This is a genomic window from Acinetobacter pittii ATCC 19004 = CIP 70.29 (assembly GCF_000369045.1).
Taxonomy (GTDB): domain Bacteria; phylum Pseudomonadota; class Gammaproteobacteria; order Pseudomonadales; family Moraxellaceae; genus Acinetobacter; species Acinetobacter pittii.
Map to the genome: position 1 here is coordinate 174,906 of NZ_KB849790.1, position 26,717 is coordinate 201,622.

Here is a 26,717-nt window from a genome sequence, read left to right on the forward strand (position 1 = left end):
TGTAACTCTTATGTATGGTTTATACATGAGCATACGCGGATTCTTGTTAAGACAGCAAAAACCAAATTGTTAAATTTTGAAAGAGATTTAAGGCCCTTTTACCAGCGGAATTTATTCCAGTTTTCCGGGTTCGCCCAGAACTTTGAATTAAACCAGTCTGGAACATGTTTATAAGTCAATATATTAAATTGCCATAAAGCAAAATCACTATCATGTGAAGTTTTATCGATAAGTTGAGTAAAACCTAAAGAACGTAATAATTGCTCATCACTGCGCTTGCTCACGACAACAATACGTTTTGTTAATAAATCTCTTAGCTTTACTAATAATTGTGATTTTTGCACATCGCTGATGTTCTGCATTTCGTCAGTATCAAACAATACAAAACCCAAATCATAACGCTGAGTAAAAGGCAGACTTAAAAGCTCAGTTACGGTAAAATAGTGCCATTGAATTGCGTTATTCTGGTCAATTTTCTGGCCAATACAAAGTGCAGTATGAATGGGCTGTTCGTTTGATAAATCGTCTAGCATAGAAGTGATGACATTTTGTTCAGCCATAACTGCAACCCTTAATTGAAAGATGTGAGTTTAAACTTTATGGAACTACAAGGCATTTGCCATAAAATGCATGCAGGCCTAAAAGATGCTAGTGTAACTGATCAACAGACAACCAAGGCAAATGTTGAATACAAATTTGTATTAGACCGTTCAGAAATTGATCTTCCTTTTAATTTAGGACAAGAACTAGAAATCGAATGGACAGGTAATATTTATTGCACCTCTTGTGGCGCTAAAACACCGAAGTCTTATTCTCAAGGCCACTGCTTTAAATGTTTTAAAACCAAAGCAGAATGTGATCTTTGCATTATGAAACCTGAAACATGTCACTATCATTTAGGTACATGTCGTGAAGATGACTTTGCCCATAGTGTTTGTTTCCAACCACATATTGTCTATTTGGCAAACTCTAGTGCTTTAAAAGTGGGTATTACGCGTGTTAGCCATATGCCAGGTCGTTGGTTAGATCAAGGTGCAACTCAAGCCTTACCTATTTTAAGAGTTGGATCACGCCGTTTATCTGGTCAGCTTGAAACCATGTTCGGTTCTTTAATTGCTGACAAAACAGATTGGCGCAAACTCCTCAAGGGTGAAGCTGAACCTTTAAATATGGTTGAACAACGTGATCAATTAATCGAAGAGTTCGCCCCTAAAATTCAAACTATTCGTGAAGAATTTAGTCAAAACCTTGAATTTAACGAAACGGTTGAACTACTAGAAAATGAATTGCCACGTGAGTTTGTATACCCAGTTGAACAATATCCTGAAAAAATTAAGTCTCTAAACTTAGATAAAACACCAAAAATTCGCGGTGTATTACAAGGTATTAAAGGCCAATATTTAATTTTTGATATTGGTGTTATCAACATTCGTAAATATACTGGTTACGAGCTGATTGTACGTGCCTGAGTAGATTTAAAAAGCCCCTAAAAATGGGGCTTTTTTTTACTTTTCAAGTACTTTTAAGATTGTTTGGACTGGGTCTTCTGTATTTCCAGAAATAAGCTGTTTATGCATAGTTAAATATTGCATCACTTGAATTTGAGCGGTTTCTATATTCATCAATTTTTCTATTTCAGCTGCTAAATTTTCAGGTGTGGCATCAGCTTGAATTAGCTCTTCAATTACTTTTTTACCCGCAATAATATTAGGCAAAGAGTAATAAGGAATTTTCACCAAGAATTTAGCAATTAAATAAGTTAACCAATGCAATTTATAGAATGTGACCATTGGGCGATGCATGAGCATGGCTTCTAATGTCGCTGTTCCAGAAGCTAAAGCAATAACGTCACTCGCATTCATGACTATACGACCAATTTTCGATTCACTATCCGTATTTTCTAAAATATGAATTTTTGCTTTTAATTGAGGCGCTAATTGTTCAACACCCTGCTCAATCTGTTGTTTACGAGCATCATTAATTGCCGGAATTAAAAATTGAATGTCTGGATGTTTGGTATGCAAAATATTGGCAGCCCCCAGTAACATAGGAAGGAGTCGCTCTACTTCACCTTTTCGGCTGCCTGGTAACAACGCAATATGCTTCTGATTTTCATTAAGACCTAATTGCTGTTTAGCAATTTGAATTGGATTCTCAAGTGGCAATTGTTTAGCTAGCGGATGTCCTACAAATGCTGCCGGAACTTCATATCGTTCATAAAAAACTTTTTCAAAAGGAAATAAACAAAGTACTAAATCTATGCTCTGTTTGATGCCATGAACACGTCCTTGGCGCCACGCCCAAACAGAAGGACTGACATATTGAACTGTTTTTATTGGAAGATTCTTTTCTTTAATACTTTTCGAAAGTCTAAGGTTAAAGTCTGGTGCATCAATACCAATAAAAATATCAACCGGATGTTGAGTCCATTGATTGATTAGACCATCACGCACGGCGAATAATTTTTTTAAATCTTTTAAGACCTCAACAATCCCCATCACAGATAGAGTTTCCATTGGGTAATAACTGTTAAAACCTTCAGCAATCATTTGGGGACCACCGATTCCCTCAAATTCAGCATCGATTCCCTGTTCTCGAAAACTACGCATAAGTTTCACACCAAGCGTATCTCCAGAAACTTCCCCAACTACAATACCTATTTTAAGTTTTCGGTTTGCCAAGGTGATTTACCCAAGAATTTGAAATAATGCATTCTAGCATAGAGGTTTATCAATCTTGAACTTGATCTATATGTACTTACCAAGAGCGGCCACAGCACAAGCTATCTAAAATTACACTCATTCACCATCTTTTAATCTAAATTAACAATGCAATTTGAATTGTAGCTTACATTTACAAACAATAAAATAAATGAGAATTATTTACATTATCTTTAATCTTATGAATATCCCACCTCTACCATTTAAGCTTACCGTAATCGCCTGCGCGATTTGTTATGCGAACCTCTCTCATGCTCAGGACTCAGAGGTACAATCTTTACAGACGATTCAAGTTAAAGCATCAAATGCTGAACAGTCTTCTGAACAAACTAAAGCATATAATGTTAAAAAATCGAGTAGTGCAACCAAGCTTAATATTGAGGCTAAAGAAACTCCTCAAACCATTAACGTCGTTACTCGTCAGCAAATTGAAGATTTTGGGCTTACCAGTACCCGAGATATTTTAAGTAATACACCCGGTGTAACTGTAACCGGATTGGAAACAAACCGCACAACTTATACTGCTCGTGGTTTTGATATTTCAAATATTCTGGTTGATGGAATCGGTATCCCTCAAGTTGACAGCTATAACTATAACAATAGTGATGCAGATAGTTATTTCTATGATCGTGTTGAAATTGTCAAAGGTGCTGATGCCCTGACAAATGCTCTAGGGGATCCTGGCGCTACAATTAATTATATTCGTAAACGTCCCACTAAAGAATTTCAAGCAAATGCTGGGGTGAGCTATGGTTCATGGGATACACAACGTTATGAAGCGGATATCTCTGGTTCTCTTACACAAGATGGACGAGTACGAGGACGTCTTGTAGGTTATGAGAAAGTAGGAGATTCTTATCTAGACCGCTATTCAGAAGAAAAGAATGGATTTCAAGGAATTTTAGAAGCTGACGTTACAGACACCACAAATGTTTCAGCAGGATATTCGAAAACTCGTCAATACGCTAATGGTTCTCAATGGGGTGCTCTACCCTTGGTTAACTCCAAAGGTGAACCATTAAGTTATTCTCGTAACTATAATTATGCACCGTCATGGACATACTACGATTGGGAAATAGATAATTACTTTGCCAATATTGAACAAAAATTATGGGGAGACTGGAAGTTAAGATTAGGCTATAACCTTAAGAAATCAGATGTTAAAGATAAAATGCTTTATCTCAGTGGTTTTCCTTCTGCTAGTGACAATACGTCTGGTATTTCACTATATCCAGAAATTTATAATCAGAAATTTAAAGAAACTACTGCTAATGCAGACATTCAAGGTACTTTTAATTTATTAGGACAGCAACACGAAGCAAATATTGGTTATAACTGGTCAAAATATAGTGCTCAAAGTGTTTATTCGTATGGCAGTAGTTTAGGTGTTATTACCACAGACTTACCAAGCTGGACACCTGATGAACCGACTTGGGGAGACTTTACCTATGCTGATCCAGAAGAAAGAACCATGAAGTCCGTTTACGGTGCTACCCGTCTTCATTTAGGTGAGGATCTGAAATTTATCTTAGGTGCTAACTATACTGAAATCGACACTTTAGAATATAAAAAGAATAAAGTTTCTCCATATGCAGGTATTACATATAACTTTACTCCTGAATATACAGGTTATATGAGTTACACCTCTATTTTTAGACCACAAACTGTTATCGATCTTTCTACTAAACAAACAGCTGTACCAGTAGAGGGTGAAAGCTATGAATTAGGTGTAAAAAGCGCGTGGTTAGATGGAGCTTTAACAGGAAATATCGCAATCTTTAGAACAGATGAAGATAATTTTGCACTAAACCCATTATGGGATCCGCTTTATAACAAATACTCATCTCCAATCGGAACAATTAGATCGCAAGGTGTTGAGGTCGGATTAACTGGAAAATTAACTGATAACTTAGATTTAGTTTTTGGTTTTTCAACATTTAGTCTAAAAAATATGGAAACGGGTGAAAGAGGCCGACCTAATATCCCGACTCAAACACTTAATGTTTTAGCTTCTTATACTGTTCCACAGATTCCAAAATTAAAAGTTGGTGCAAGCATTAAGTGGCAGGACGATATACATGACACCTCTTACTCAACTGTAAAACAAGATGCGTATGCATTACTTAACGTTATGGCTAGTTATGATTTAAACGAACACGTACTGTTCCAAGTAAATGGTAACAACCTGACAAATGAAAAATATTTGACAGGTTTATCTGGTGGCCAAGGTTACTATGGCGCTCCAGCCAACTATACAGTTGCTGTAAAGTTTAAATATTAATACCGTAGCCAATCCCAATTTAGGGATTGGCTTTACTTATTATTCTTTGTTTATGTGTTATTAAAGATGTCCAAAACTGTAAATCTCCCTGTGTCATATCGTATAAAAGTTTTCTATCGATTCTTGCTAGTTTTCGGTATGGGCTTTGCCTGTATGACGTATTTAAGTCTTGGACTCACTGGAATTTTCCTTTTGAATCTGGACAAAGCTGAGGCTATCTATCTTTCAGTATTTATAGCGATTTTATTTTACGTCGTCTTTGTAATTGTTGGTTTCTGCATTCAATCATTAGTGCGACTGACCATTTTATCAATCGCTCTATTTGCCCTTTTCTTTATTGTGACACGGACGGTGGGTTATGCATAAAGGTATACGTCAATCTATGGCATGGCTACACTCATGGACTGGCTTAATTTTTGGGTGGCTCGTGTTTGCCATTTTCTTAATGGGGAGTATGTCTTATTACCGCCACGAAATTAATTTATGGATGCAACCTGCACTTGCGCAATATGAAGTAAAGCAAGATATTGCTATTAAAACAGCATATCAATATTTACAAGAAAACGCTCCAGACGCCAAATCTTGGTATTTAACTGTTGCAACACCAGAAAGTCCCGTCAACACTATGTATTGGGAAAAAGCTGACGGCGGTTATGGTAATGCCACACTTGATGCTAACACGGGAAAAGAACTTCAACTTTCGGCAACCCTAGGCGGAGATTTTTTTTACCGCTTCCATTACCAACTTTTTGGCATTCCAATAATGGTTGGGCGATTAGTCGTATGTCTTGCCGCATTTATTATGCTGATTGCTTTAGTTTCAGGCATTATTACCCATAAAAAAATATTCACTGACTTTTTTACTTTACGTACATTTAAGTCTCAGCGTTCATGGTTAGACTTTCACAATATTTCTTCAGTCGTTGCTCTGCCCTTCTTTTTAACTATTACATTTACGGGCTTAGCTATTTTCTTTTATTTATATTTGCCTTGGGGAATGCAAAAGCTTTACCCTGAAAACCCTTATCAATATTTTACGGAAATCCGCACAAAGACTGTACTTGAGAATCAATCGATTCAGCCTGCTCAAAACTTAGCTATTGAGAAACTGCTTAGCCAAGTTCAACAAAGTTGGGGCAACCAACCTTTATCAACAATGAGTGTAAAAAATCCAAATACCAATCAAGCTCAAATTACATTTATTCAAAAAGAAGACCGCACTATTACTCGAAATCAGCCTCAAATTACTTTAAATGCTTCAACTGGCAAAGTCTTGGCAGATACACGTAATAATAGTCCTATTGCAACGTTGAATGCGGGTGTTTATGGCCTGCACATGGCAACATTTGCTCAACCTTTACTTCGTTTAGGATTCTTTTTCTCAGGCATTTTAGGCTGTGTAATGATTGCCTCTGGTTTATTACTTTGGAGTCTTAAACGCCAAATTCAAAATAAAAATAGTCAGTTTCATTTCGGACACTATTTAGTTGACCGTTTAAATGTTGCAGCATTTGTAGGATTGCCTTGTGCAACTGTCGCCTACTTAAGCGCTAATCGATTATTTACAGTTACTTCAACCACAATCAATTATGAAATTTATAGCTTTTTCTTGGTTTGGCTAATCAGCTTAATCATCGCATTAATCACAAAAAAACAGCATTTATGGCGAACTCAACTTAGCGTTTTTATTATGCTGTGTCTTGCACTTCCCATCTTAAATCTAATTTATTTACTTAAACATGAGTATGTTCAAAGCCTCAGTGATTATTGGACCTTTGCACGTGTAGATGTATTTTTGTGGATCTTTGCAGTATTAGCAATTTTTATATTTTGCAAAATTCAACCTATCCAGCATAAAGCCGTAGAAAAAATTCAAAAAAAACTGAATAAATTAAATACTGAGGTGAGCTCATGATTCTTATAGCTTTCATCTTAATTTTATTAGGGATGTATATGTTGTTTATGGCGAGCGAGAAATATCGATCGCCGAAATCAACAGGTCATTTCAAATCGTTAGCTCAAAAGTATTACCGATATTTCAAAATAGCCGCATTCATGCTATTTGGTTTATGTGCATTTATTCTTATTCAACAATATAAATTTTCAATTGGTTTTGTCAGTTGGTGGATCTTTGCAACGCCATTAACTTTTATTCTTATACTTTTAATTAACCCACTAAAGTCATCAAAATAATCATTTTCTTTAAAAAATGATGAAAAATAGTACAAGCTAAGCAAAATTTTCGTTGCTTAGCTTTTTTTTGCATAAGTAAATCATTATTCATGACAACTGTTTATCTCTAAAAGGAATAAGATATCTGCGTTTCGTGATAAGTGGCGATAAAGATGTCTGGTGCTTTTGAATTTATCTTAGCGGGTATGTTAGTTGGTTTCTGTGTAGGGATTACAGGAGTTGGTGGTGGATCATTAATGACACCAATTTTAATTAGCCTTTTTAGAATTGAACCTCATATCGCGATTGGTACCGATTTACTTTATGCAGCAATCTCAAAATTTTGTGGATCAATGGTTCACGCTAGAAAACTCAATATTGTCTGGCCAATTGTTTTATGGTTAGCCGTAGGTAGTATTCCTGCATCTTTCATTACTTCATGGGTACTTGAGCATTATTTAAGCCAGTCAACACACTATAAAGCTGTACTCACCATGGTGTTAGGTTTTATGTTGACCTTAACTGGTGTTTCCATCATTTTCCGTACGCGTATTGAGAAATTTTTTAATAAATTCAGAACTAAAGAAGTCACTCAAAGTGAAAATGAGCAGTTGGCAATCGATAAAAAACGTAGCTTTATCGTGATTATGGGTATCATTTTAGGTGTATTCGTAACTCTTTCATCAGTTGGTGCGGGTGCATTTGGAATCATGGCACTTGTGATTATGTTCCCGAACTTGCCAATGATCCGAATTATCGGGTCGGATGTTGTACATGCAGTATTGCTTACCTTAGTGGCTGGCCTTGGACACATGAGTGCTGGTAACGTCGACTTTACACTTCTGATGTGGTTATTGGTGGGTTCAATTCCAGCAATTATTATTGGAACATTAATTAGCTCTCGTATGCCTGAACGTTTAATCCGAAAAATTCTAGGGCTTACCCTATTTGCCCTCGGTGTTAACTTTATGGTTCATCCAGTCAAAGCAAAACCGAAAGCACCTGTGGTACAACAACAAGCAGTAGTTGCCGAAAAAACAGGCAACTCGACTGAAAGATAGTAAAATCAATAGGATTTTTCCAATCTGAAATACCATGAGATGTAGTATTTTCATAATTATTTCATGGTATATTCAGTACACAAAACAACCTTTAGTATGATCGAACCAGTGACAGCAATGACTACACATTCAAATTCCGTTTCAAAGCCAGATATCGACGACGTTAATATTAAAAGCATTCAAACTCTTGTAACACCAAATGAGCTTAAGTCAGAACTTCCGTTATCTGATGTTGCTTCGCAAACTGTTCTAAAAGGCCGCGAAACTATTCGTAATATTTTAGATGGTTCAGATAAACGTTTGTTTGTTGTTATTGGTCCTTGCTCTATTCACGACCCAAAAGCTGCTCACGAATATGCTGATCGCTTAAAAGCGCTAAGCGAAAAGGTTAAAGATACCCTATATCTAGTTATGCGTGTTTATTTTGAAAAACCACGTACAACAATTGGTTGGAAAGGCCTAATCAATGACCCAGATATGAACGACTCATTTAACATCGAAAAAGGTTTACGTATTGGTCGTAAACTCTTGCTTGAGTTAAATGAAAAAGGTTTGCCATGTGCAACTGAAGCACTCGATCCTAACTCTCCACAGTACTACCAAGACTTAATTTCATGGTCTGCGATTGGTGCACGTACAACCGAGAGCCAAACTCACCGTGAAATGTCTTCTGGCTTATCTTCACCAGTTGGTTTTAAAAATGGTACAGATGGTGGTTTAACTGTTGCAACCAATGCGATGCAATCTGTTAAATATGGCCATAGTTTCTTAGGCCTAAATGAAGATGGCCAAGTTTCAATTATTAATACAAATGGTAACCCTTATGCACACGTTGTATTACGTGGCGGTAATGGCAAACCGAACTATGACGCTGGCTCTGTTGCGGAAGCAGAAAATGCTTTAGCAAAAGCAAAAGTGAGCAACAAAATCATGATTGATGCGAGCCATGCTAACTCAAATAAAGACCCGTACTTACAACCGCTTGTTCTTAAAAATATTACTGAACAAATTTTAGATGGTAACAAGTCAATCGTAGGTATTATGGTCGAAAGTCACTTAAAAGGCGGCCGCCAAGATATTCCTGAAAATCTTTGTGATTTAGAATATGGTAAATCAGTAACTGATGGCTGTATTGACTGGGAAACTACCGAAAAGACGTTGCTTGAAATGCATGAAGTTTTAAAAGAAGTTTTACCAAACCGCTAATTCATCTTTTTAAGATTGAAAATTAAGCCCTCATTTTTGAGGGCTTTTTTATTTTTGGGTGAAATTCAAATCAAACTAAATAAAAATAACTCACACTAAAAGCAAAGAGTAGCACGGTTTCACTTAGCTCAATCGCTGCACCGACAGTATCCCCCGTAATACCGCCAATTCTTTTAATAAACAGATGTCTTAAATAAACCAGACTGATCAAAAAGCTAATAATGGCGATGAGCCCTTGCAACTCCCAATACAAAGGTAATAGTAGAACGAACCCAGTGATTATCCATGAAGTTGTATTAGGTAAGTGATCTGTCAAAGAACGCCCTAAACCTTTTTCACGTACATATGGTGTAGTTAAGAATAAAATAGATGGCACCACACGCCCAAGGATAGGAACAATGACTAAAAATAACGTTTGATGCTGTTCAATCAATACATAAACCAATGCAAATTTGAGCAAACATATGATAACTAAGCTGAGGACTCCAATTGGGCCACAACTTGGATCCTTCATGATTTGTAAAGTACGGAGTTTGTCTCCAAAACCACCTACCCATGCATCTGCCGTATCTGCTAGCCCGTCTAAATGCAGCGCACCTGTTAGCCAAATCCATAAAGTCATTATGATGGTAGCAAGCAAAAGAATGGGTAATTTGGCAAGAAGACAGGCAATAATAAAAAGTATGCCACCAATAATCAGCCCAACCAGTGGATAAAACAAAATAGCTCGACCATTTTGTTGCGCCGTCGGCATTGTCTTTAGCTCAATAGGCAGAACAGTTAAAAATTGCAATGCAATCCAAAAAGGTGTCATATCCAAGTCTCTAACTGGTCTATATTTAAAAGCAAATTGAATTATGAAGAAATAAAAATGGGAATAGCAATCCCTATTCCCATTAAAGACTTCAAAAACTGAAAATCTATTGCATTTGATAGCACTGTTTCAATTTGATGTAGTCGTAGTAAAAGCTAGTTGGCGTATAACGTGCATAGTTACATGCAGATTTGAACAAAGTTTCTTTTTCGTTATAAAGCATTTTAACCAAAGTAGAGCCTTGGCTATTTTGGTAAATATCCCATTGAACATTTGCCGCCATAGGTGAAACTACTTCACCACGCCATGCGCTGGTTGAGTAATTATAAGTCTGACGTAGTGGTAAAGGCTGCATCATATTATGTAAATCTAGACTGGTTGCTAGAGGAATAATAATTTCAGCATGGGCAAAACGTAAAACTGCTTTGTATGGTTGAGCTTTATTTACAACCGCATCAACTTGTTGGAACAAGTCCTGTTTGAGTCCTTGGGCAATTTCACTCGTGACTTGATTTGACTCTGTGAAACTTGGACCTTTTTCATAAAAATCATTCGCATCATTAAATTCAGCATAAAATTTTGCAGCGTCTAACGGCATATATTTATTAAAATCAATATCTTTCAACTCATCTTTCATACCACCAGAAATTGAATAGAGCTCATAAATATAAGCTGCTGCATCTACTGCACTAGCAATCGTATTTTTGCCCTTACCTTTTTCTGTAATTTGCTCACCTTTAGGTGAGGTGACTGTAAAAGATCCAGTGTTACTAAAACTATAACCTGTTGTACCAAGTTTTTTAATAAAGTCTGCTTTAAAAATCGGGCTGAGCACTGTTTGAGCTGTTTTTTCAGCCTCGGTATTTTTCGATAACTCATCTAACTTTTGTGCTAAATCTTTATTATTTTCTTCAAAATCTTGATAGGCCTGGCTAGCATCATAAATTTTTTGTTGGCTAGCACTCAAGGGTTGAACTAAGTCTTCGTCTGCATTCAAACTATGAAAATAGAGTTTGAAACGATCAACGCCACCATCTTCAACACTTGGCACGCTTTCACTCGATAAATTGGTATAAGACAATGGAACAATTTTATCTTTCAGTGGCGGTCGTTGTTTGATGAGTTCAGCAGTGAAGAATTTTGCACTATCTACAGCACGATCCACTCCAGAACTTTGTACCAATATAGATGCTTGCGAGTTTAAAAGAGTTGGTAAGCGCTGTAATAAGCGATCGGCAATGCCGCGGTGTTCTAAAATACCAGTCATGGTTTCATTCCCATAACCGTACTGGCGGATCCCTTCCACACCATAACCTAATAAGATATTTGCCTTCATCATGGCTTCTAAATCAGCACCTAATTGCTCACCTAATGGTGTTAAGGCATTTTCTGCTTTTGCCTGTTTCCATAAATTATAAAGTGCCAAATCATATTTCAGACTTGAGAGACCTCTTGAACCGTGACGTGCCACTAGCTCTGTAAAAACTGGCTGGAATCCATTCGGTGTTTGTTCATAGTTTTTTATTTCTTGTTGCGGTTGGTAAGGCGTTTTTGTTTGATAATATTTTGATTGGTTTGTGGATGGTGCAGTTTGAGCTTCTTGATCATCATTATCGTTACACGCAACGAGTAATAGTGATGCGGCGAGCACAGTCGTTTTAAATAAAATATTCATAAGTCAGATGAGTGGTTATAAGAAATGCCAATAGCTTAGTTTCTAGCAATGACAGTTCTATTACACAGGCTAAAATAATATTGTAAAAATAATAACTTACAAGTGTATAAAAATATAAAACTACTATCTTAATATAAAAGTTAATTGACCATCTGTTTCAGAAAATTCAAGAGAATATAATTTCCCAAGTTCTGCCGGCATTTTAAGTAAGTCATCTAGAGGCTGTTGTCTGGCTAAGCAAGCCAATAGCTTAATTACACCGCCATGAGTTATAACCAGTGCATGCTGTAAGTTTTGCTTTTGCATATGCTTCAGCAAATCTTGAAAGCCTTTAAGGACCCTTATTTGAAACTGGTTTAATGTTTCTGCGCGAGGTGGACAATATTGACTAGGTTTTTGCCAAAAATTTGCAAGTAATTCGGGTGAAGTTTCATAAATTTGCTGAGTTGAGACGCCTTCCCAATCACCAAAATACATTTCCTTTAAGTCATGATTTAGAAGTAAAGGCAGCTGAGTTGTCTTCGCAAGTTGCTCAGCAAAACAAGCACAACGCTTTAATGATGAACTTATAATGACATCCCATGCCTGATTAGTCACTTGCTCAATGGTTGACTGCATTTGCTGCCAACCTTTTGCTGTTAACTCATCATCTAAATGGCCACGTAAAGTATGGCTATATTGACTTTCGCCATGTCTGAGCAAATCAATTCTAAATTTACCCAATTTTATCCCCGCTTACAGCAGCTTGAGCAAAGGTAGCCATTTGGTTGTGTAATACACATGCCATTTTAACCAATGCCAAAGCAGCGCCAGCACCACTACCTTCACCTAAACGTAAATTCATTTTTAAAATCGGCTCAGCATTGAGTTCTTGTAAAATACGTTGGTGGCCATATTCTGCCGATTGATGGCCAAAAAGCATCCAGTCACGCACTTTAGAGTTCATCCGCACTGCGCATAAAGCAGCGACCGAACTAATAAAACCATCCACAATGATAGGTAAGCCCACCTGCGCACAGCGGATATAAGCACCTGTAATTGCCGCAATTTCCAATCCACCAACTGCACACAGTGTTTTGAACGCATCGCCAGTAACATGTTTATGATGAAGTTCAATTGCCTTTTCAATTACTTCAATTTTATGTCTTAACTGATCGGCACCAATTCCAGTACCGACTCCGGTTAATTGCTCGGCAGTATCATTTAATAAAAGACATGCTAAGGCAGAAGCAGAACAGGTATTTCCAATTCCCATTTCACCAGCAATATAAATATCTGCACCTTTAGATTTGGCCGTGTCTACACTGTTTTTTCCTAACTCTAAAGCAGCACGACATTCATCTGCATTCATTGCGGCTTGTTTAGCAAAATTTGCTGTACCGGCACGGATACAATGGCGTTCAACGCCCGCGTATTCGTATGCTTCACCAACTGTACCGCAATCAATCACTTGTAAATGTGCTTGATGATATTTGGCAATGACACTAATTGCTGCACCACCAGTCGTGAAGTTTTGTAACATTTGACGGGTTACGGCTTGAGGATATGCAGAGATATTTTCTTCAACCACGCCATGATCGCCAGCAAAAACTGTAATCCATGGATGGTTAATGTGTGGATGTGCATTTGATTGCAAACTAGCAAGTTTTACTGCTATCAGTTCTAGATCACCTAAAGCACCTGTAGGTTTGGTCAGTTGAAGCTGGTGTTGCTCAGCTTGTTGTTTTGCGTCCACATCAGGTTGCTGTACAGATTGTAACCACCAGTTCATTTTACTTATCACCTTTTAAAATCATTGGAAAACCAGCCACACAAAACACAACCTTATCTGCAATTTGCCCTAAACTCTGATGCAGCCTGCCTGCTTCATCGACAAATCGACGACTAATCTCACCGAGTGGCACAACGCCTAAACCCGTTTCATTACTTACTAAAATAATTTCTGACTGAAGCGTGGGTAAAATTTTTAACAGCTGCTCACATTCAAATTGCTGAACATTTTGATCTTCTAAAAGTAACAAATTGGTTAGCCAAAGTGTTAAACAATCCACCAGAATAATTTGATTAGGTCGATCAATTTTTTGCAGAATCTTTGCTAAATATAAAGGTTCTTCAACCAAAGACCAGTGAGAAGGACGCTGATTTTGATGATGTGTTATTCGGCTTTGCATTTCAGGATCAAGCGCTTGCGCCGTTGCAACATAAGTGACAGCTAATTGCCTATCTATTGCCGTTTGTTCAGCCAGCCGGCTTTTGCCGGAACGGGCTCCACCCAAAATCAGTTGCAACATGGATCACCTAAAAACAAAAGCTGATATGGATATAACTTACCTTGTAAAGTTTGAGCTTGATAATAACCAAATGTTAAATGCTCAACTTTAAAGTCAAATTCGGTCTGTTTATATTGTACAGGTAATTCAGAAATTTTTCGTAAAATCAAATCACTACTATAGTCTGTTTTATATAATCCCAAAGTGATGTGCGGACAGTAATCTAAAGCCGCAATTTCATTAGAAACTAGGCCGAGTTTTTGGCGTATCTGAAATAAGATATTTTCCGTGTCTCCTATTTCTACAAATAGAGCACTACTAAAGCTATCGATTGAACCAATTTTTAAATGAAACGGAGCAAAATCTTCTTTTTTTAAGATTTCTCTTTGCTGTACAAACTCACCAAAACTAAAGTCATCACCATAAATTTTAGTTTCGTTAGTTAAGAATCCACATATAAATAATGTGACATGATATTGGCGATGATTAGGTTCTATTAAAAATTCTGAAAAATGTGCACGCAAGGCATCTAAATAATCAACTATTTTTTGATCATTAATTTCTAAATACCATAACGCATAATTTTGGCGCCCAAGATGCCACTCAGGATAATCCCGTATAGATGTTGGCATCATGAACGTCGTGGGTTTTAGCAACACAGCTTTAATTCAAAATCATTAAGTTTTTGTATTAAAGCATGTTTGCCTTTCAGTTGTAGAGCATAATTAAAAGGATTTAGGCATATTGAGTTCGCGCTTTTTGTGAGTTGACAATATTCATGTTTAAAGGCTGTTTGCCTTGTTCAGAAAATAAATATTGAACTAATTGTGTTAACTCAACTTCAAGTTGTGCTTTTTGAGCAGCACTCATATCCAGTTTTTTAACTTGCTCGTGCAAATGTTTAATTGCATCAGTCTCTTCAATTTCTAAAAATTGAATCGCATAGGCATAACCCAAAGCAGCACCTTTTAATAGGTTTTTATAAGGTAAATCATGTGCGATATTTACCTCAATTGATGCGATTACTCTTTCATTATGAGTTAACTTGCGAAGTGGATCTCGTGCCACTCTTTGACAAGGATCTTTAAAAGCATATTCACATGAGTCTAGAAAGCTTTGTGCCATGCGGTCCAGATCTTTTGCATAATTAGGTAATACAATTGCAAGCCCTTGCTTTACTTCTCTAATTAAGTTTTCTGCAAACACTTTAACTGAATGATCCCCCATGGCAACACCAATAGACTCATAACCTAGTAAAGATGCGTACCAAGCAAGCATGGCATGCACGCCATTCCATAGTCGGTTTTTGATTAATTGAATGTCTGTAATCTGATTAACCAAGACAACTTGACGCAACTTTTCAAGTAAAGGGCTGCCTTTTTCTACATAAATTGGCATATCCGTTTCGCTATGAAACAGAATTAGATCCATGCTTTGTAATATATGGCCTGGCTGAAAATTACGGCGCATGTTATCAACATATAAAGATGCCTGATTTTGCTGATCTTGAGTCAATTTATTACAGTCTTCAATTTCGATTTGTTCCTCGTTTTCCACATCTTCTAAATGCTGTTCAAGAAAATTATGCTTAATACGAAGTTGGCGATAAAAATTTGATTAGATAGCTTTGAAACCATACGGTTTACAACGGTGTCGCAAAAGTAATGTTCTTTTAAAATATGCTCAGTCACATCTTCATCGTTGGTCAACTCTAGTAGAGCTTCTCTAAGATGCTTCATAACTAAATATTTCGCGCCGACTTTATTTAAAATAATTAGAAAAGTTAGTGGTTCAATACATGCTTCAAGTGATGAGTTAAAACGTGCATATAACCCTTTTGCAATTATTTTTGCCTCAACTTCGATGGCCTGTTCGGGTAAACAAAGTGCAATTAAACTTGAATGAGTATACATCTCCAACATTTGTTGTTCATTTTCAGAATCAACAATGGTCATATTCTCAATACGTTCATCATAAGAAAATTGCCCATAGCGAATGCTATATGTTCCAAATGCATTTACGGCTTCTCGAAAAAGACTATTACGTGTTGAAGCAATAATTCTTTTTGGTTTTGTGTACCCATCCCAATGTGACAAGATTTGCGCTACATAACCACCGCCAATAGCACCGAAACCATGTATTCCCACTGTCAGTTGATTCAGACTTTGCGGAAAAGTTTCCTGCATTTCTGGCATGTCCATAACAGGGATAAATTGGTCGAGATCGGTTAAAAAGTCATACATCTGATCATAATAAAAATGTGCTTTTTCCAGCATTTCGTCATTTGGTTCTTTAATATCTTTTAATAAAATCGTTAAACCTTTTGAAGTGTGAGCTGAAGTTAAACCATTTTCAGAATCTTCAAACATAAGACACTGGTTAGCGTCCAAGTGAAGTTGACTAGCAGCTTTTAAAAAGATTTCTGGATGCGGCTTTCCTTGCTCTACTTCATCACCACAGGTAATCACATCAAAAAATTTATAAACATTCGCATTAATTAAATATTCTTCAGCAATTGCCCTACGGCTTGAAGTCGCAACAGCCATTCTTAAACCCGATTTTCGTAAACGCTCTAAAACTTGAACTAAACCCTTTTTGATAGGTACGCCGTGTTTTCGAATATATTCGAGTTCCATCTCATCAGCTTTTTTTCGAATTTCTTTATATGGAACATTTACGCCATATAGACGTTGCGCCAATTGCTCAGCAGTAGTTGCACTTAAACCTAAACATTGCATTAAATATTCGTGTGAAAACTCCTGTCCAATGAGTTCTTGAGATGCCTGTTGCAATGTTTGAAACCGTAATCGCTCAGTGTCAAACATTGTCCCATCCATATCGAAGATAGCTCCGTGAACAGGTTTTCCATGAAAAATAAGCACGTTTTTACCTCTTTTTTTGATCATGTTTTATTCAGGGTATACAAAAAAACGGCTAAAAAGGCAGGATGTTAATAAATGAAACATTAGTGGTTATTTTTTAATCAAAAATATAATCGATCTGTTACTGTGTAGAGTTAAATATCCAAAATAGTTGAAATGTATAAATAACTATGAAATTAACTTTAACTACAAAAGCAGCAGGCCATCCTCGCCTGCTGCTTTTGATTAGTTCTTTTTGTTGCGCTGATAGTATTTATTTTTCTTAGTTCCATTTACCGCTACTTGCACCCGCATATTTTTATAATGTCGCGCAGGTGTCACATACCAGGAATCAACTCACCTTTTTCAACACCATTGTTATTGGAGTCTCTGGTATAACTTTAAATCGCCTAAAACTTAGCATTACAGTAGTAGACGTTAATCTTAATTACTAGAACGTTTCTCAACCTTCAATATAGATAATGATAATCATTTGCATTTAATAATGCAAGTTTATTTTATTATTTTTTTAAATTTATTAAGGAATACCTATGATTTATAGATATTCCCTATCTCACTTCACATTAATAATTAAATGTATAACTGAGGCCGTAAGTACGTCCTTCAGCTGGTATACTTTCTACAAGACCATATACTTTTTCTGCTTGTTGACTATAGACAGTTCGATAGTCTCTATTCCAAACATTATATACACCAAAATCTATACGTCCTTTCCAAGCTGGAAAATGAGCCAAAACATCCATCGTGCTATAGCCTTTAATTTTTACAGCTGAAAGTGAACCATCTTTTACTGCTTCATTTGTACCTTTTATAGCAAGCATTTGCACACGAGCGCCATAACCCTCATCGCTACTCCATTCGGCAAAAACCGTACCTTTTATTGGTGAAACTTGAAAAGCATTCAACTCTTTCCATTTACCATCCGTATCTTTATATTGACCTCGCGTATAACCAAGTGTTCCCCCAACTTTAAACTCTTCCATAAATGGATAGGTCGCCGTTAGTTCAGCACCATATACACGCTGGTCTTTGTCCATAACCTCAGCAACAGTTTCTTTATTACTGTTCTTGTAGAATTGAACAACTTTGTCTGAGGTATTATAGAAACCCGTTATACCTAGATTTAGACTCTGCTCTCCTTGTAAACGCCAGCCTAATTCATAGCTGTTTACACTAATAGGTTGGATATTAGCGGTTGATATATTAAATGCATCACGCATCATCCGTTGTACATCTGGAAAGCTAAAACCTTGAGAGAAATTAGCAAATATTTGCTGCTCATCTGTTAATTTATATATCGTTCCCAAATTGAATAAAACAGCATCGTCATTTACAGATCCGCTTGTTTGTATCCCATTTTTAGTCGAATACTGTTCTGTTTCAGCTTTAATATATTGGTAACGAGTACCAGCCTGGACATTCATACGGTCTGTTAAAGCGTAATCACCTTGTATAAAAACGCCAGCACTTTGAATTGTTGTATTTGGACCGGCATCGGAAGTTTTACCTGTAGGTTTATAGGTCAAACCTGTATTAAATGCTGTGAAATGCTCGTAGTATTGATGATCTTTTTCATGTTCATAATCTAAGCCATAAGTTAGATTAAGCTCACGATTCATAATATTTAAATCACTTTGTACTGTTGAGCGCAGACCAGCCACTTCGATTTCAGATTGAGATTGTTTTGCTTCTGTACCTTCCCCTCCTAAAAAGACTGGAAAGAAACGAGCATCTTCTTTACGGTAATATCCTTCTAAATTTAAGACCTGACCTAAAATATCTTTATTTTGGTATTGAGTGTTGAATGCATAGCGCTCTGTAAAAGGCTGATTAGATATTTCTAAACCCTTTTTCCCAATATATGAGTTAGGCGCTCCTCCATAAATATAATTTTTCCCATAATCAGGACCATAATTCGTATCTTGTTCATCTTTATAATATTGCGAACCCAAACTTAGTGATTGGTTATCAGTTAAATCTATATTTATACGACTATTAATATCAATTGTATCAGTATCAGGACGGCTACCTTGCATAGGTGCTATAGCAATACGATCACCATGGCTATCGAACTGAGATCCGCGACTAGTGAAATTAGCCCCTAAAAAACCATTTACATTATCTTTATTAAATGAAATGGATTGGCCAATTTCATAAGCTAGACTATCACTCCGAAATGTATCGGAAGACGTAATACCAAGTTTAGTTTCAAAACTTACTGGTTTAGTCGAATCAGCACGTTTCGTAATAATATTAATAATCCCGCCGGTAGAACCTGATCCATAAATACTTGTAGCTCCTGAAAGAACTTCAATACGTTCAATCATGCCTGGACTAATACTATTTAGTTGCCGAGCAACATCGCGTGAGCCATTTTGCGATACGCCGTCAATCATAATCATGACCTCACGACCACGCATTGTTTGCCCATAGTTGGTAGTTGTTCCACTACTCACCCCAAGTGATGGAACCAACTGAGCCAATATATCGGCAATTTTTCGTCCAGCAGTTGCCTGTTGTTCAATTTGCTGCTTTTCAATCGTTTGAACTGTGCCTGCAATTTCAGCAATATTTTTTGGCGTCCTTGTCGCCGTCACTATAATTTTTTGCAATTGAGCTACAGGCTTTTGTGTCGGTTGATTATTAAGGGCTGCCTTTTCAATACTTGTATTTGCATAAACCTGCTGCGCAAATATTGCTGCTAGAGCAATACAACAAGGTTTTAATTTAAAATATCGTGATTCTGCACACATCAGATGATTTGAGTTAGCCCCAACCTTTTTGTATCGATGCATTTTCCCTTTCTCCAAACCCAAAAGTTATTAGATAGTTATAAGGCTCGGGATAATACTAAATATAAATAATAATGAGAATTGTTTTTATTAAAATAACTTGATTTAATACTACCAATCTTAAAATTAGTTAATTTAATGAGATAAGAAAAAGATTTATTTTACTCATCAAGTACATCAACAAATTGAGCATTTAAGAGTTGTGCTAGATCTTTCGGGTTTAAGCCAATATCTAGTCCCCGTTTTCCTCCACTCACATAGATTTTGCTGAACGCTTGTGCAGATGCATCAATAACGGTTTTTAAACGCTTCTTTTGACCTAAAGGACTAATCCCTCCGACCAAATACCCCGTTAAACGTTCAGCGTCTTTTGGATTGGCCATTTGCAATTTTTTGCAGCCAAACGCCGTAGCCACTTTTTTTAAATTTAATTGATGATTAACTGGCAATACTGCAACAAAAAAATTCTTATCATCGCTAACCATCAATGTTTTGAATACTTCCCTTACATCTAAATTTAGTTTTTCTGCTGCTTCTAATCCAAAACTTTTAGCATTTGAATCATGTTCATATTCATGAATAGAAAATTCGATTTTATTACTTTTTAACAGTCTACATGCAGGAGTCATAATAAGTAGTGTTATAGATGAAATTATTTGGATTATAGGTTTTTTAGAAAAATTTTTAAATTTGCTTAGGCTATTTACAAGAATTACATAAAAAATCAAACAGCAACTGAATAAAAAATAATCTCAACTTGATATTCATGGCTCGACTCCATATATTTTATTTAGATTTAAGTCTGAGCTGACAATTTTATGAGTTATAAACACAACAATCTGATGGCTATGCGCCACCGTTTTTGGGATGAATCTTCAGATTATGTCTTAAATGAAAAGCAGTTTTTACAGCAGACGTTAATTGAACAAGGCATCTTTAATAATGCAACACTCGAGGATGTTAAGTATTTTTTCTATACCTTACCCAGCATTATTATTGTAAAAGCTCATGCACTTGGTTTTATGCATGATTCAGTCAAACAAATGTTATTACAGCATATTCAGTCCAATCGCCTTCACTTAATGCAGAAGTCTGAATTAAAGATCCAATTTAAAATGTAATTTAAGTTTTTGTGAAAGATCTGTTTTTACCCTAGTTTTACTCACCTGAACGCTGTAAGTTTCTTAAATTTTAAAATTGCTTAGGCTATTTTAAATTAATGAAATAAAGATAGCCATTTCGACTGATCATTCAGTCTGAGAGAACTATTTTAATACGCTCAAAACATGTAATATTCGTTACAATTTTAGATCACCAGCGTTTGGCTGCATGATGCGCATAGGATTCTATTTTCATGTCAAATCAGAAAGATAAGCTTAAGAGTTTAAAAACTTCTTCCATGGATCGACGCTTATCAATCGCGAAAGCTTCTTTACTTGCAGGAACACGTTGGGCAACTGCAAGTGCCTCTTCTTTATTTTCTAATGAGGAAGAAAAAGAAAAGAAACGCAAAAAAGCGATGAGCGAGCAAGCTAATTATCTGGTTTCTGAAATAGGTAAACTTAAGGGTTCTATTGTTAAGATTGGCCAAATGATGGCCCTTTATGGTGAACATTTTTTACCTGAAGAAATTACACAAGCATTAAACACCTTAAATAACCAGACAGTTGCTTTGGATTGGCCTGCAATTAAGCCGCACCTTCAAGAGCAATTGGGCGCTAAATTAAATGATTTAACAATTGATCATGAGCCAATTGGTACGGCCTCTCTCGCACAAGTACACCGTGCAACGCGTAAATCAGATGGTTTAGAGTTAGTTTTAAAGATTCAATATCCAGGCGTTGCAAATGCTATTGACTCCGATATGAGCTTGTTTAAAAACATGCTTAAACTGACGCGTATGGTTCCACAAACCCGTGAATTTGATCAGTGGTTTGATGAAGTACGTGAAATGATGCATCGCGAAGTTGACTATGATGTTGAAGCTGCCACTACTCGTCGCTTTGCTGAACGCTTAAAAGATGATGAGCGTTATATTGTCCCTACAATTGTAGATGAATATTGCACTAATCAAGTGCTCTGCATGACTTTTGAACGTGGTGTGCCAATTAATAGTCCTGTGATGTTGTCATTACCTCAAGAACGTCGTAATCAACTCGGTGAAGCGTCATTAGAGATTGCGGTTCGTGAAATTTTTGAATGGGGTGAAATGCAAACTGACCCTAACTTTGGTAATTACCTTGTTCGTTTAGGTAATGGCCAAGACATTCAAGACAAAATTGTATTATTAGATTTTGGTGCTATTCGCCAGTTTGATGAACACTTGCTATCAGTTGCCCGTCAACTCATTCAGGCAGGTTATCAACATAATAAAGATGCAATGGTCAAAGCCATGACTGGTTACGAGTTCTTTGATGCGATGCCTGAAAGTATTAAACCAGGTATGGCTGATGTCTTTTTACTTGCAACAGAAGCATTCAGTACTCCTGCAAATAACCCAGATATGCCCGCTGGTCTTATGGATGAACACGAACGTTATGACTGGAAGAAAAGCCAGCTTCATAGCCGTGTTATGCAACAAGCTAGTAAATCAATGGCTTCACGTTATTTTTCAGTTCCGCCAAAAGAGTTTATGTTTATTAGCCGTAAATTCATTGGAGCCTACACATTTATGACGGTTATTGATGCAAAAACCAATGTGCGACGTATGATTCGTAACTTTGCTTGATTTAATGAAAGACTAGAATGATTCCATGTCATTCTAGTCAATCCTTCTCGGCTCCCCAACATTACAATTATTTTAAATAAATAAAATCAAAAACTTATAATTTTCTTATTTTCTATTTACCATTTATCTACTCATTTTTCGAATGTCAGTAACGACATAGTTTTTTAATATAAGGCGTGTCAGCATAAAACAATAACAATATGTTAGGACACCATAATCATGACAAGTATGATCAATAAAGCTCAGGGTTTGGGTTTATCGCTGATCACAAGATTGGCTGGAAGCGATGTACTTGATCAACTCAAGTTGCGTAAATTTGTTGAAAAATCTCTTTATCAAGGTTCAAAAGTTGGCTTTAGAGCATTAACGCAGACTCAAAAAACATTTAAGCCCAAGCAAATCTCTCAACAACGTTTACCTCGCCAACAAAAAAATTTATTTGATTTAAGTTTAACCGAAGAACAACAAATGACTTCTGAAGCAATGTCTCAATTTGCTCAAGAGGTTTTATTGGGGTTAGCTCATGATGCCGATCAGGAAGCTCAGTTTCCTGAAAGTCTTTGGCAATATGTTGAAGATTTAGGACTTAACTACTATGCACTTCCAGAAGCACTCGGTGGAGTAGCGGCCGAACAAAATATCGTTAGTAACTTGTTAATTGCTGAAAAACTAGCTGAAGGTGATTTCAGCCTTACAGCAGGATTACTCAGTACATTTAGCGTTATTAATGCAATCACACGTTGGGGTTCTACTGAAGTTCAGTCGATGTACCTACCATGTTTTGCAGAAGACTCAGACATTACAGCAACTTTTGCTGTTCAAGAAACAACTCCAGCATTTAACCCTTATGTTTTAAAAACAAAAGCATCACTTGAAAATGATCAGTTTTTTATTGATGGTGAAAAAACATTAGTGATTTTAGGCGATTTAGCTGATGTATTTTTAGTAAGTGCAGACTTTAACGGCAAGCCAGACGTATTCGTCGTGCAGTGTAATGAAACAATTTCAATAAAAAACACTCCGGCCATGGGTCTTAAAGCCGCAGAAACAGCAACTCTTCGCTTTAATCACACTCCTGCTCTACGTTTAGGTGCAACAGATTTTGATTACACAGCCTTTGTAGATTTAGGCAACTTAATGTGGTGTGCAATGGCTGTAGGTACATGTGAAGCTGTAAAAGCTTACTGTATTAAATATGCCAATGAACGAACCGCGTTCGGTGAACCTATTTCACATCGTCAAAGTGTCGCTTTCATGATTGCAGATATGGCAATTGAAATTGATGCAATGCGTATGTTGATTTTAAATGCAGCAAGCCTTGCAGAGTCAGGCAAGCCATTTCACCGCGAAGCTTACTTAGCTCATCTACTTTGTGCTGAAAAATCCATGAAAATTGGTACAGACGGTGTGCAAATTCTTGGTGGACATGGTTTCACAAAAGAACATCCCGTTGAACGTTGGTACCGCGATTTACGGGCTACTGCAATTTTACAATCTGGCTTACATGCTTAAAAGATCAATCAGAGGATACTTTAATGAATTTACAAAATCCTAAAAAATTCAAAATGATGATTGATCAAGCACATGATGTTGCGATCAATGTTTTACGCCCTATTTCTCGCAAATATGATAAAGCTGAACATGCATATCCAAAAGAACTTGATATGCTTGCCTCCCTCATTGATGGCATGAATGAAGGTGGTGAAGGAATTAATGCTGGTGCTGCGGGTGCTGGAAAGCGCGGTGATACCGACAATGAAGGTATTCGCAATGGAACCAACATGTCGACCGCTCTTGGAATTATTGAGATGTGTTATGGCGATACAGGCTTATTACTGAGTATGCCTCGTCAGGGTCTTGGAAACTCAGCAATTGCTGCTGTCGCAAATGATGAGCAATTAGAACGGTTCAAAGGAACATGGGCAGCAATGGCCATCACAGAACCGGGTTGTGGCTCCGACTCTGCCGCTATCCGTACCACAGCAACCAAAGATGGCAATGACTACATTCTAAATGGTGAAAAGATTTTTGTGACCTCAGGTGAACGAGCAGACTCTGTCGTTGTTTGGGCTACACTTGATCGTAAACTTGGCCGTGCAGCGATTAAATCATTTGTAGTGCCCAAAGGTACGCCTGGTATGAAGGTCGAACGTCTCGAACATAAATTAGGAATTAAAGCATCAGATACAGCAGTCATCAGTTTTATTGACTGCCGTGTGCCAGCAGAGAACCTTTTGGGTAATGCAGAAGTGGATGTTGCTAAAGGTTTCGCCGGAGTAATGGAAACTTTTGACAATACTCGGCCTTTAGTTGCAGCAATGGCAATCGGTTGTGCAAGAGCTTCACTAGAGCGTATTAAAGAGATTTTTAAAGATCAGCTTGATCCTGACTACTCGACTCCCTATCTACATTCTTCTAACCTTGCAGCACAAATCTACCGTATGGAGGCTGAGTGGGAAGCTGCTCGTCTGCTCATGTTAAAAGCAACGTGGATGGCTGATAACAAAAAGCCAAACTCTAAAGAAGCTTCTATTGCAAAAGCAAAAGCAGGTCGTGTTGGTAACGAGATCACTTTAAAGTGTGTCGAATTGGCAGCAAGTGTTGGCTATAACGAAGACGAACTACTTGAGAAATGGGCACGTGATTCAAAAATTCTTGATATTTTTGAAGGTACTCAGCAAATTCAACAATTAATTATTGCGCGTCGTGAGCTTGGTAAATCTTCCAGTGAATTAAAATAAAAAAGACGCAAGAGAATCTAACTCTCTTGCTTCATAACGCTAAGATTTATCTAAAAAATAAAACCCTCTAATCACATGATTAGAGGGTTTGGTATTTCAGGAATATATTATTTATTCAATTTTTATGCTTCTAAGGATTTATCTACTGCACCAAATTTTTTGAAGATTTTTGCACGTCGTTTTGGTGAAATATTCGCTTTGTTCAAATCACCTTTATAGTGATCAAAAACTCGCTTATCCATTATTTTGAACCACAACGAAGGAATTAATGCAGGTAATAACATACTTGCATAACCACTTGGTAATTCTGGCGCCTCATCAAAATGACGTAATGCTTGGAATGGACGAGTCGGATAAGCATGATGATCTGAGTGACGCTGCAACTGGTACAGAAATAAGTTTGTTACTACGTTGTTATTGTTCCAGCTATGCTCTGGCATTGTGCGCTCATATTGACCATTTTCTTTTTTCTGACGCAGTAAGCCATAATGTTCAATATAGTTAATAATTTCAAAAAGACTAATGCCATAAAATGCTTGTGTCGCTAAATATGGAATTGTACTTTTACCAAAAATTCCCACCATAGAAGCATGAAAAGCAGCACTCATTCCCCAGCCTTGTAATAATTCATTATCTGCTGACCAGAACTCTTTTCCTTTACGTTTTAAACGATTTTTCTCGATTTCAATTGCAGACTTAAAAGAACCTACAACTGTACGTGGCCAGAACTCATAAAATGTTTCGCCCATACGTGAAGAAGCTGGATCTTCAGGAGTTGCTGCACGTTTATGGTGTCCATAAGGATGTTCGATACGGAAATGGTTATAACCTGTAGGAACTAAAGCAAGATGAGATAAAATATGATCAATACGATCATGCTTATGACTTAATTCATGGGCTGTATTAATCGCAATACCATTAATCGCCCCCATTGAAACACCGAGCAAAATCTTATCAATGAATGACGTAGTTTTACGGCTTGTTAAATAACATGCATAAACATTTGCAGCATATTGTAATGGGATAAAGCTCTTCACTAACCGTGAATAATACGGATCTTTTTCAAGAAGCTTAATTTCTTCGTCGGTTGGATTACGTGCATCTTTACCAATAATCGTATCAATTGCAGGAATCACAACGTGTAATAAAAGTGGGCCACCTAAAGCAAATACTTTCTTTAATGGGCGTGGACCAAAATGGTATCCAGCTAAAATACCTAAACCAATTACAGGTAGAGCCGGACTAATCATCCATAAATAGCGCTTACGATCTATCTCACGCATAGACGCTGGCACTGGCATAAGTTCTTGCTGAACATTTACTGGTGCATTCATAGTCATATTTCCTTTTTCTATATATCTATATAGTTAAAGAA

Annotated in this window: 23 protein-coding genes and 1 pseudogene; 11 read left to right on the forward strand and 13 right to left on the reverse strand. The window is 36.9% G+C overall.

Annotation, left to right across the window (positions count from 1 at the left end; translation table 11 throughout):
- Positions 1–98: 98 nt before the first annotated feature.
- A complete protein-coding gene (locus tag F928_RS13420; protein ID WP_002122130.1) occupies positions 99–560 on the reverse strand; it encodes a DUF6231 family protein in 462 nt (153 codons plus the stop codon).
- Between the two features lie 39 nt (positions 561–599).
- Here F928_RS13420 and F928_RS13425 point away from each other — a divergent pair, with 39 nt between their 5' ends.
- On the forward strand, positions 600–1,469 hold the full coding sequence (locus F928_RS13425; protein WP_005076175.1) for a DUF2797 domain-containing protein: 870 nt from the start codon (positions 600–602) through the stop codon (positions 1,467–1,469).
- 36 nt (positions 1,470–1,505) lie between these two features.
- Here F928_RS13425 and lpxB read toward each other — a convergent pair whose 3' ends face one another.
- Positions 1,506–2,681, reverse strand: coding sequence for a lipid-A-disaccharide synthase (gene lpxB / locus F928_RS13430; RefSeq protein ID WP_002122187.1), 1,176 nt, complete (start codon positions 2,679–2,681; stop codon positions 1,506–1,508).
- A 220-nt stretch (positions 2,682–2,901) separates the two neighbouring features.
- Here lpxB and F928_RS13435 point away from each other — a divergent pair, with 220 nt between their 5' ends.
- The 4 genes from F928_RS13435 (at position 2,902) to F928_RS13445 (ending at position 7,194) form a co-directional block, all read left to right on the forward strand.
- Positions 2,902–5,001 (forward strand): TonB-dependent siderophore receptor, encoded by a 2,100-nt coding sequence (locus F928_RS13435; protein WP_005076177.1) that lies wholly within the window; start codon positions 2,902–2,904, stop codon positions 4,999–5,001.
- A gap of 66 nt (positions 5,002–5,067) precedes the next feature.
- Positions 5,068–5,367 carry a hypothetical protein gene (locus tag F928_RS0103850; protein ID WP_025465536.1) on the forward strand — a complete coding sequence of 100 codons (300 nt, stop codon included), beginning with the start codon at positions 5,068–5,070 and terminating at the stop codon, positions 5,365–5,367.
- The gene (locus tag F928_RS13440) at positions 5,360–6,916 is read left to right on the forward strand and encodes a PepSY-associated TM helix domain-containing protein (RefSeq protein ID WP_005076179.1); all 1,557 of its coding nucleotides are present in this window, start codon (positions 5,360–5,362) and stop codon (positions 6,914–6,916) included. Before F928_RS0103850 ends, F928_RS13440 begins: the two co-directional genes overlap by 8 nt.
- Complete coding sequence (locus F928_RS13445) at positions 6,913–7,194, forward strand: hypothetical protein (RefSeq protein WP_005076181.1); 282 nt, start codon at positions 6,913–6,915, stop codon at positions 7,192–7,194. Before F928_RS13440 ends, F928_RS13445 begins: the two co-directional genes overlap by 4 nt.
- Here the strand turns inward: F928_RS13445 and F928_RS22050 are convergent.
- On the reverse strand, positions 7,169–7,285 hold the full coding sequence (locus tag F928_RS22050; RefSeq protein ID WP_002122212.1) for a hypothetical protein: 117 nt from the start codon (positions 7,283–7,285) through the stop codon (positions 7,169–7,171). The genes F928_RS13445 and F928_RS22050 overlap by 26 nt on opposite strands.
- Positions 7,286–7,346: 61 nt before the next feature.
- Between F928_RS22050 and F928_RS13450 the strand changes: the two genes are divergently transcribed.
- Together F928_RS13450 and F928_RS13455 are read left to right on the forward strand one after the other, a co-directional pair.
- Positions 7,347–8,234, forward strand: coding sequence for a sulfite exporter TauE/SafE family protein (locus F928_RS13450; protein ID WP_002122277.1), 888 nt, complete (start codon positions 7,347–7,349; stop codon positions 8,232–8,234).
- A gap of 96 nt (positions 8,235–8,330) precedes the next feature.
- Complete coding sequence (locus tag F928_RS13455; RefSeq protein ID WP_002122179.1) at positions 8,331–9,440, forward strand: 3-deoxy-7-phosphoheptulonate synthase; 1,110 nt, start codon at positions 8,331–8,333, stop codon at positions 9,438–9,440.
- Between the two features lie 70 nt (positions 9,441–9,510).
- On the opposite strand, the gene cobS is transcribed toward F928_RS13455, so the two are convergent.
- The 9 genes and pseudogenes from cobS to ybaK form a co-directional block, all read right to left on the reverse strand.
- Complete coding sequence (gene cobS / locus F928_RS13460) at positions 9,511–10,254, reverse strand: adenosylcobinamide-GDP ribazoletransferase (protein ID WP_002122174.1); 744 nt, start codon at positions 10,252–10,254, stop codon at positions 9,511–9,513.
- 106 nt (positions 10,255–10,360) lie between these two features.
- Positions 10,361–11,929: a histidine-type phosphatase gene (locus tag F928_RS13465; protein ID WP_002122128.1), complete on the reverse strand. Its 1,569-nt coding sequence runs from the start codon at positions 11,927–11,929 to the stop codon at positions 10,361–10,363.
- A gap of 123 nt (positions 11,930–12,052) precedes the next feature.
- Positions 12,053–12,652 carry a histidine phosphatase family protein gene (gene cobC / locus F928_RS13470; protein ID WP_002122157.1) on the reverse strand — a complete coding sequence of 200 codons (600 nt, stop codon included), beginning with the start codon at positions 12,650–12,652 and terminating at the stop codon, positions 12,053–12,055.
- A complete protein-coding gene (gene cobT / locus F928_RS13475) occupies positions 12,645–13,700 on the reverse strand; it encodes a nicotinate-nucleotide--dimethylbenzimidazole phosphoribosyltransferase (protein WP_002122261.1) in 1,056 nt (351 codons plus the stop codon). Before cobT ends, cobC begins: the two co-directional genes overlap by 8 nt.
- 1 nt (position 13,701) lies before the next feature.
- Positions 13,702–14,220, reverse strand: a complete 519-nt coding sequence (gene cobU, locus F928_RS13480; RefSeq protein WP_002122244.1) for a bifunctional adenosylcobinamide kinase/adenosylcobinamide-phosphate guanylyltransferase — start codon at positions 14,218–14,220, stop codon at positions 13,702–13,704.
- A complete protein-coding gene (locus F928_RS13485; protein ID WP_002122173.1) occupies positions 14,208–14,834 on the reverse strand; it encodes a 2'-5' RNA ligase family protein in 627 nt (208 codons plus the stop codon). Before F928_RS13485 ends, cobU begins: the two co-directional genes overlap by 13 nt.
- 100 nt (positions 14,835–14,934) lie before the next feature.
- Positions 14,935–17,081, reverse strand: a pseudogene (gene mtlD / locus F928_RS0103855) (bifunctional mannitol-1-phosphate dehydrogenase/phosphatase).
- A 563-nt stretch (positions 17,082–17,644) separates the two neighbouring features.
- Entirely contained in the window at positions 17,645–19,876 is a 2,232-nt protein-coding gene (locus F928_RS13490) for a TonB-dependent receptor (protein WP_002122230.1), read from the reverse strand.
- Positions 19,877–20,034: 158 nt separating this feature from the next.
- Positions 20,035–20,502 (reverse strand): Cys-tRNA(Pro) deacylase, encoded by a 468-nt coding sequence (gene ybaK, locus F928_RS13495; protein WP_002117920.1) that lies wholly within the window; start codon positions 20,500–20,502, stop codon positions 20,035–20,037.
- A gap of 189 nt (positions 20,503–20,691) precedes the next feature.
- Between ybaK and F928_RS13500 the strand changes: the two genes are divergently transcribed.
- From F928_RS13500 to acadM, 4 genes are all read left to right on the forward strand, one after another.
- The gene (locus tag F928_RS13500) at positions 20,692–20,994 is read left to right on the forward strand and encodes a hypothetical protein (protein WP_005076193.1); all 303 of its coding nucleotides are present in this window, start codon (positions 20,692–20,694) and stop codon (positions 20,992–20,994) included.
- Between the two features lie 233 nt (positions 20,995–21,227).
- Entirely contained in the window at positions 21,228–22,601 is a 1,374-nt protein-coding gene (locus tag F928_RS13505; RefSeq protein ID WP_005076196.1) for an ABC1 kinase family protein, read from the forward strand.
- A 228-nt stretch (positions 22,602–22,829) separates the two neighbouring features.
- Entirely contained in the window at positions 22,830–24,113 is a 1,284-nt protein-coding gene (locus tag F928_RS13510) for an acyl-CoA dehydrogenase family protein (protein ID WP_154650065.1), read from the forward strand.
- 23 nt (positions 24,114–24,136) lie between these two features.
- A complete protein-coding gene (gene acadM / locus F928_RS13515; protein WP_005076200.1) occupies positions 24,137–25,342 on the forward strand; it encodes an acyl-CoA dehydrogenase family protein in 1,206 nt (401 codons plus the stop codon).
- Between the two features lie 122 nt (positions 25,343–25,464).
- On the opposite strand, the gene alkM is transcribed toward acadM, so the two are convergent.
- Positions 25,465–26,676 (reverse strand): alkane 1-monooxygenase, encoded by a 1,212-nt coding sequence (gene alkM / locus F928_RS13520; RefSeq protein WP_005076204.1) that lies wholly within the window; start codon positions 26,674–26,676, stop codon positions 25,465–25,467.
- Positions 26,677–26,717: the final 41 nt, after the last annotated feature.

Coding starts and splice junctions, on each gene's coding strand:
- F928_RS13420 (WP_002122130.1), bottom strand. CDS start 560: ATGGCTGAACAAAATGTCATCACTTCTATGCTAGACGATTTATCAAAC.
- F928_RS13425 (WP_005076175.1), top strand. CDS start 600: ATGGAACTACAAGGCATTTGCCATAAAATGCATGCAGGCCTAAAAGAT.
- F928_RS13435 (WP_005076177.1), top strand. CDS start 2,902: ATGAATATCCCACCTCTACCATTTAAGCTTACCGTAATCGCCTGCGCG.
- F928_RS0103850 (WP_025465536.1), top strand. CDS start 5,068: ATGTCCAAAACTGTAAATCTCCCTGTGTCATATCGTATAAAAGTTTTC.
- F928_RS13440 (WP_005076179.1), top strand. CDS start 5,360: ATGCATAAAGGTATACGTCAATCTATGGCATGGCTACACTCATGGACT.
- F928_RS13445 (WP_005076181.1), top strand. CDS start 6,913: ATGATTCTTATAGCTTTCATCTTAATTTTATTAGGGATGTATATGTTG.
- F928_RS22050 (WP_002122212.1), bottom strand. CDS start 7,285: ATGAATAATGATTTACTTATGCAAAAAAAAGCTAAGCAACGAAAATTT.
- F928_RS13450 (WP_002122277.1), top strand. CDS start 7,347: ATGTCTGGTGCTTTTGAATTTATCTTAGCGGGTATGTTAGTTGGTTTC.
- F928_RS13455 (WP_002122179.1), top strand. CDS start 8,331: ATGATCGAACCAGTGACAGCAATGACTACACATTCAAATTCCGTTTCA.
- cobS (WP_002122174.1), bottom strand. CDS start 10,254: ATGACACCTTTTTGGATTGCATTGCAATTTTTAACTGTTCTGCCTATT.
- F928_RS13465 (WP_002122128.1), bottom strand. CDS start 11,929: ATGAATATTTTATTTAAAACGACTGTGCTCGCCGCATCACTATTACTC.
- cobT (WP_002122261.1), bottom strand. CDS start 13,700: ATGAACTGGTGGTTACAATCTGTACAGCAACCTGATGTGGACGCAAAA.
- cobU (WP_002122244.1), bottom strand. CDS start 14,220: ATGTTGCAACTGATTTTGGGTGGAGCCCGTTCCGGCAAAAGCCGGCTG.
- F928_RS13485 (WP_002122173.1), bottom strand. CDS start 14,834: ATGATGCCAACATCTATACGGGATTATCCTGAGTGGCATCTTGGGCGC.
- F928_RS13490 (WP_002122230.1), bottom strand. CDS start 19,876: ATGCATCGATACAAAAAGGTTGGGGCTAACTCAAATCATCTGATGTGT.
- ybaK (WP_002117920.1), bottom strand. CDS start 20,502: ATGACTCCTGCATGTAGACTGTTAAAAAGTAATAAAATCGAATTTTCT.
- F928_RS13500 (WP_005076193.1), top strand. CDS start 20,692: ATGAGTTATAAACACAACAATCTGATGGCTATGCGCCACCGTTTTTGG.
- F928_RS13505 (WP_005076196.1), top strand. CDS start 21,228: ATGTCAAATCAGAAAGATAAGCTTAAGAGTTTAAAAACTTCTTCCATG.
- F928_RS13510 (WP_154650065.1), top strand. CDS start 22,830: ATGATCAATAAAGCTCAGGGTTTGGGTTTATCGCTGATCACAAGATTG.
- acadM (WP_005076200.1), top strand. CDS start 24,137: ATGAATTTACAAAATCCTAAAAAATTCAAAATGATGATTGATCAAGCA.
- alkM (WP_005076204.1), bottom strand. CDS start 26,676: ATGAATGCACCAGTAAATGTTCAGCAAGAACTTATGCCAGTGCCAGCG.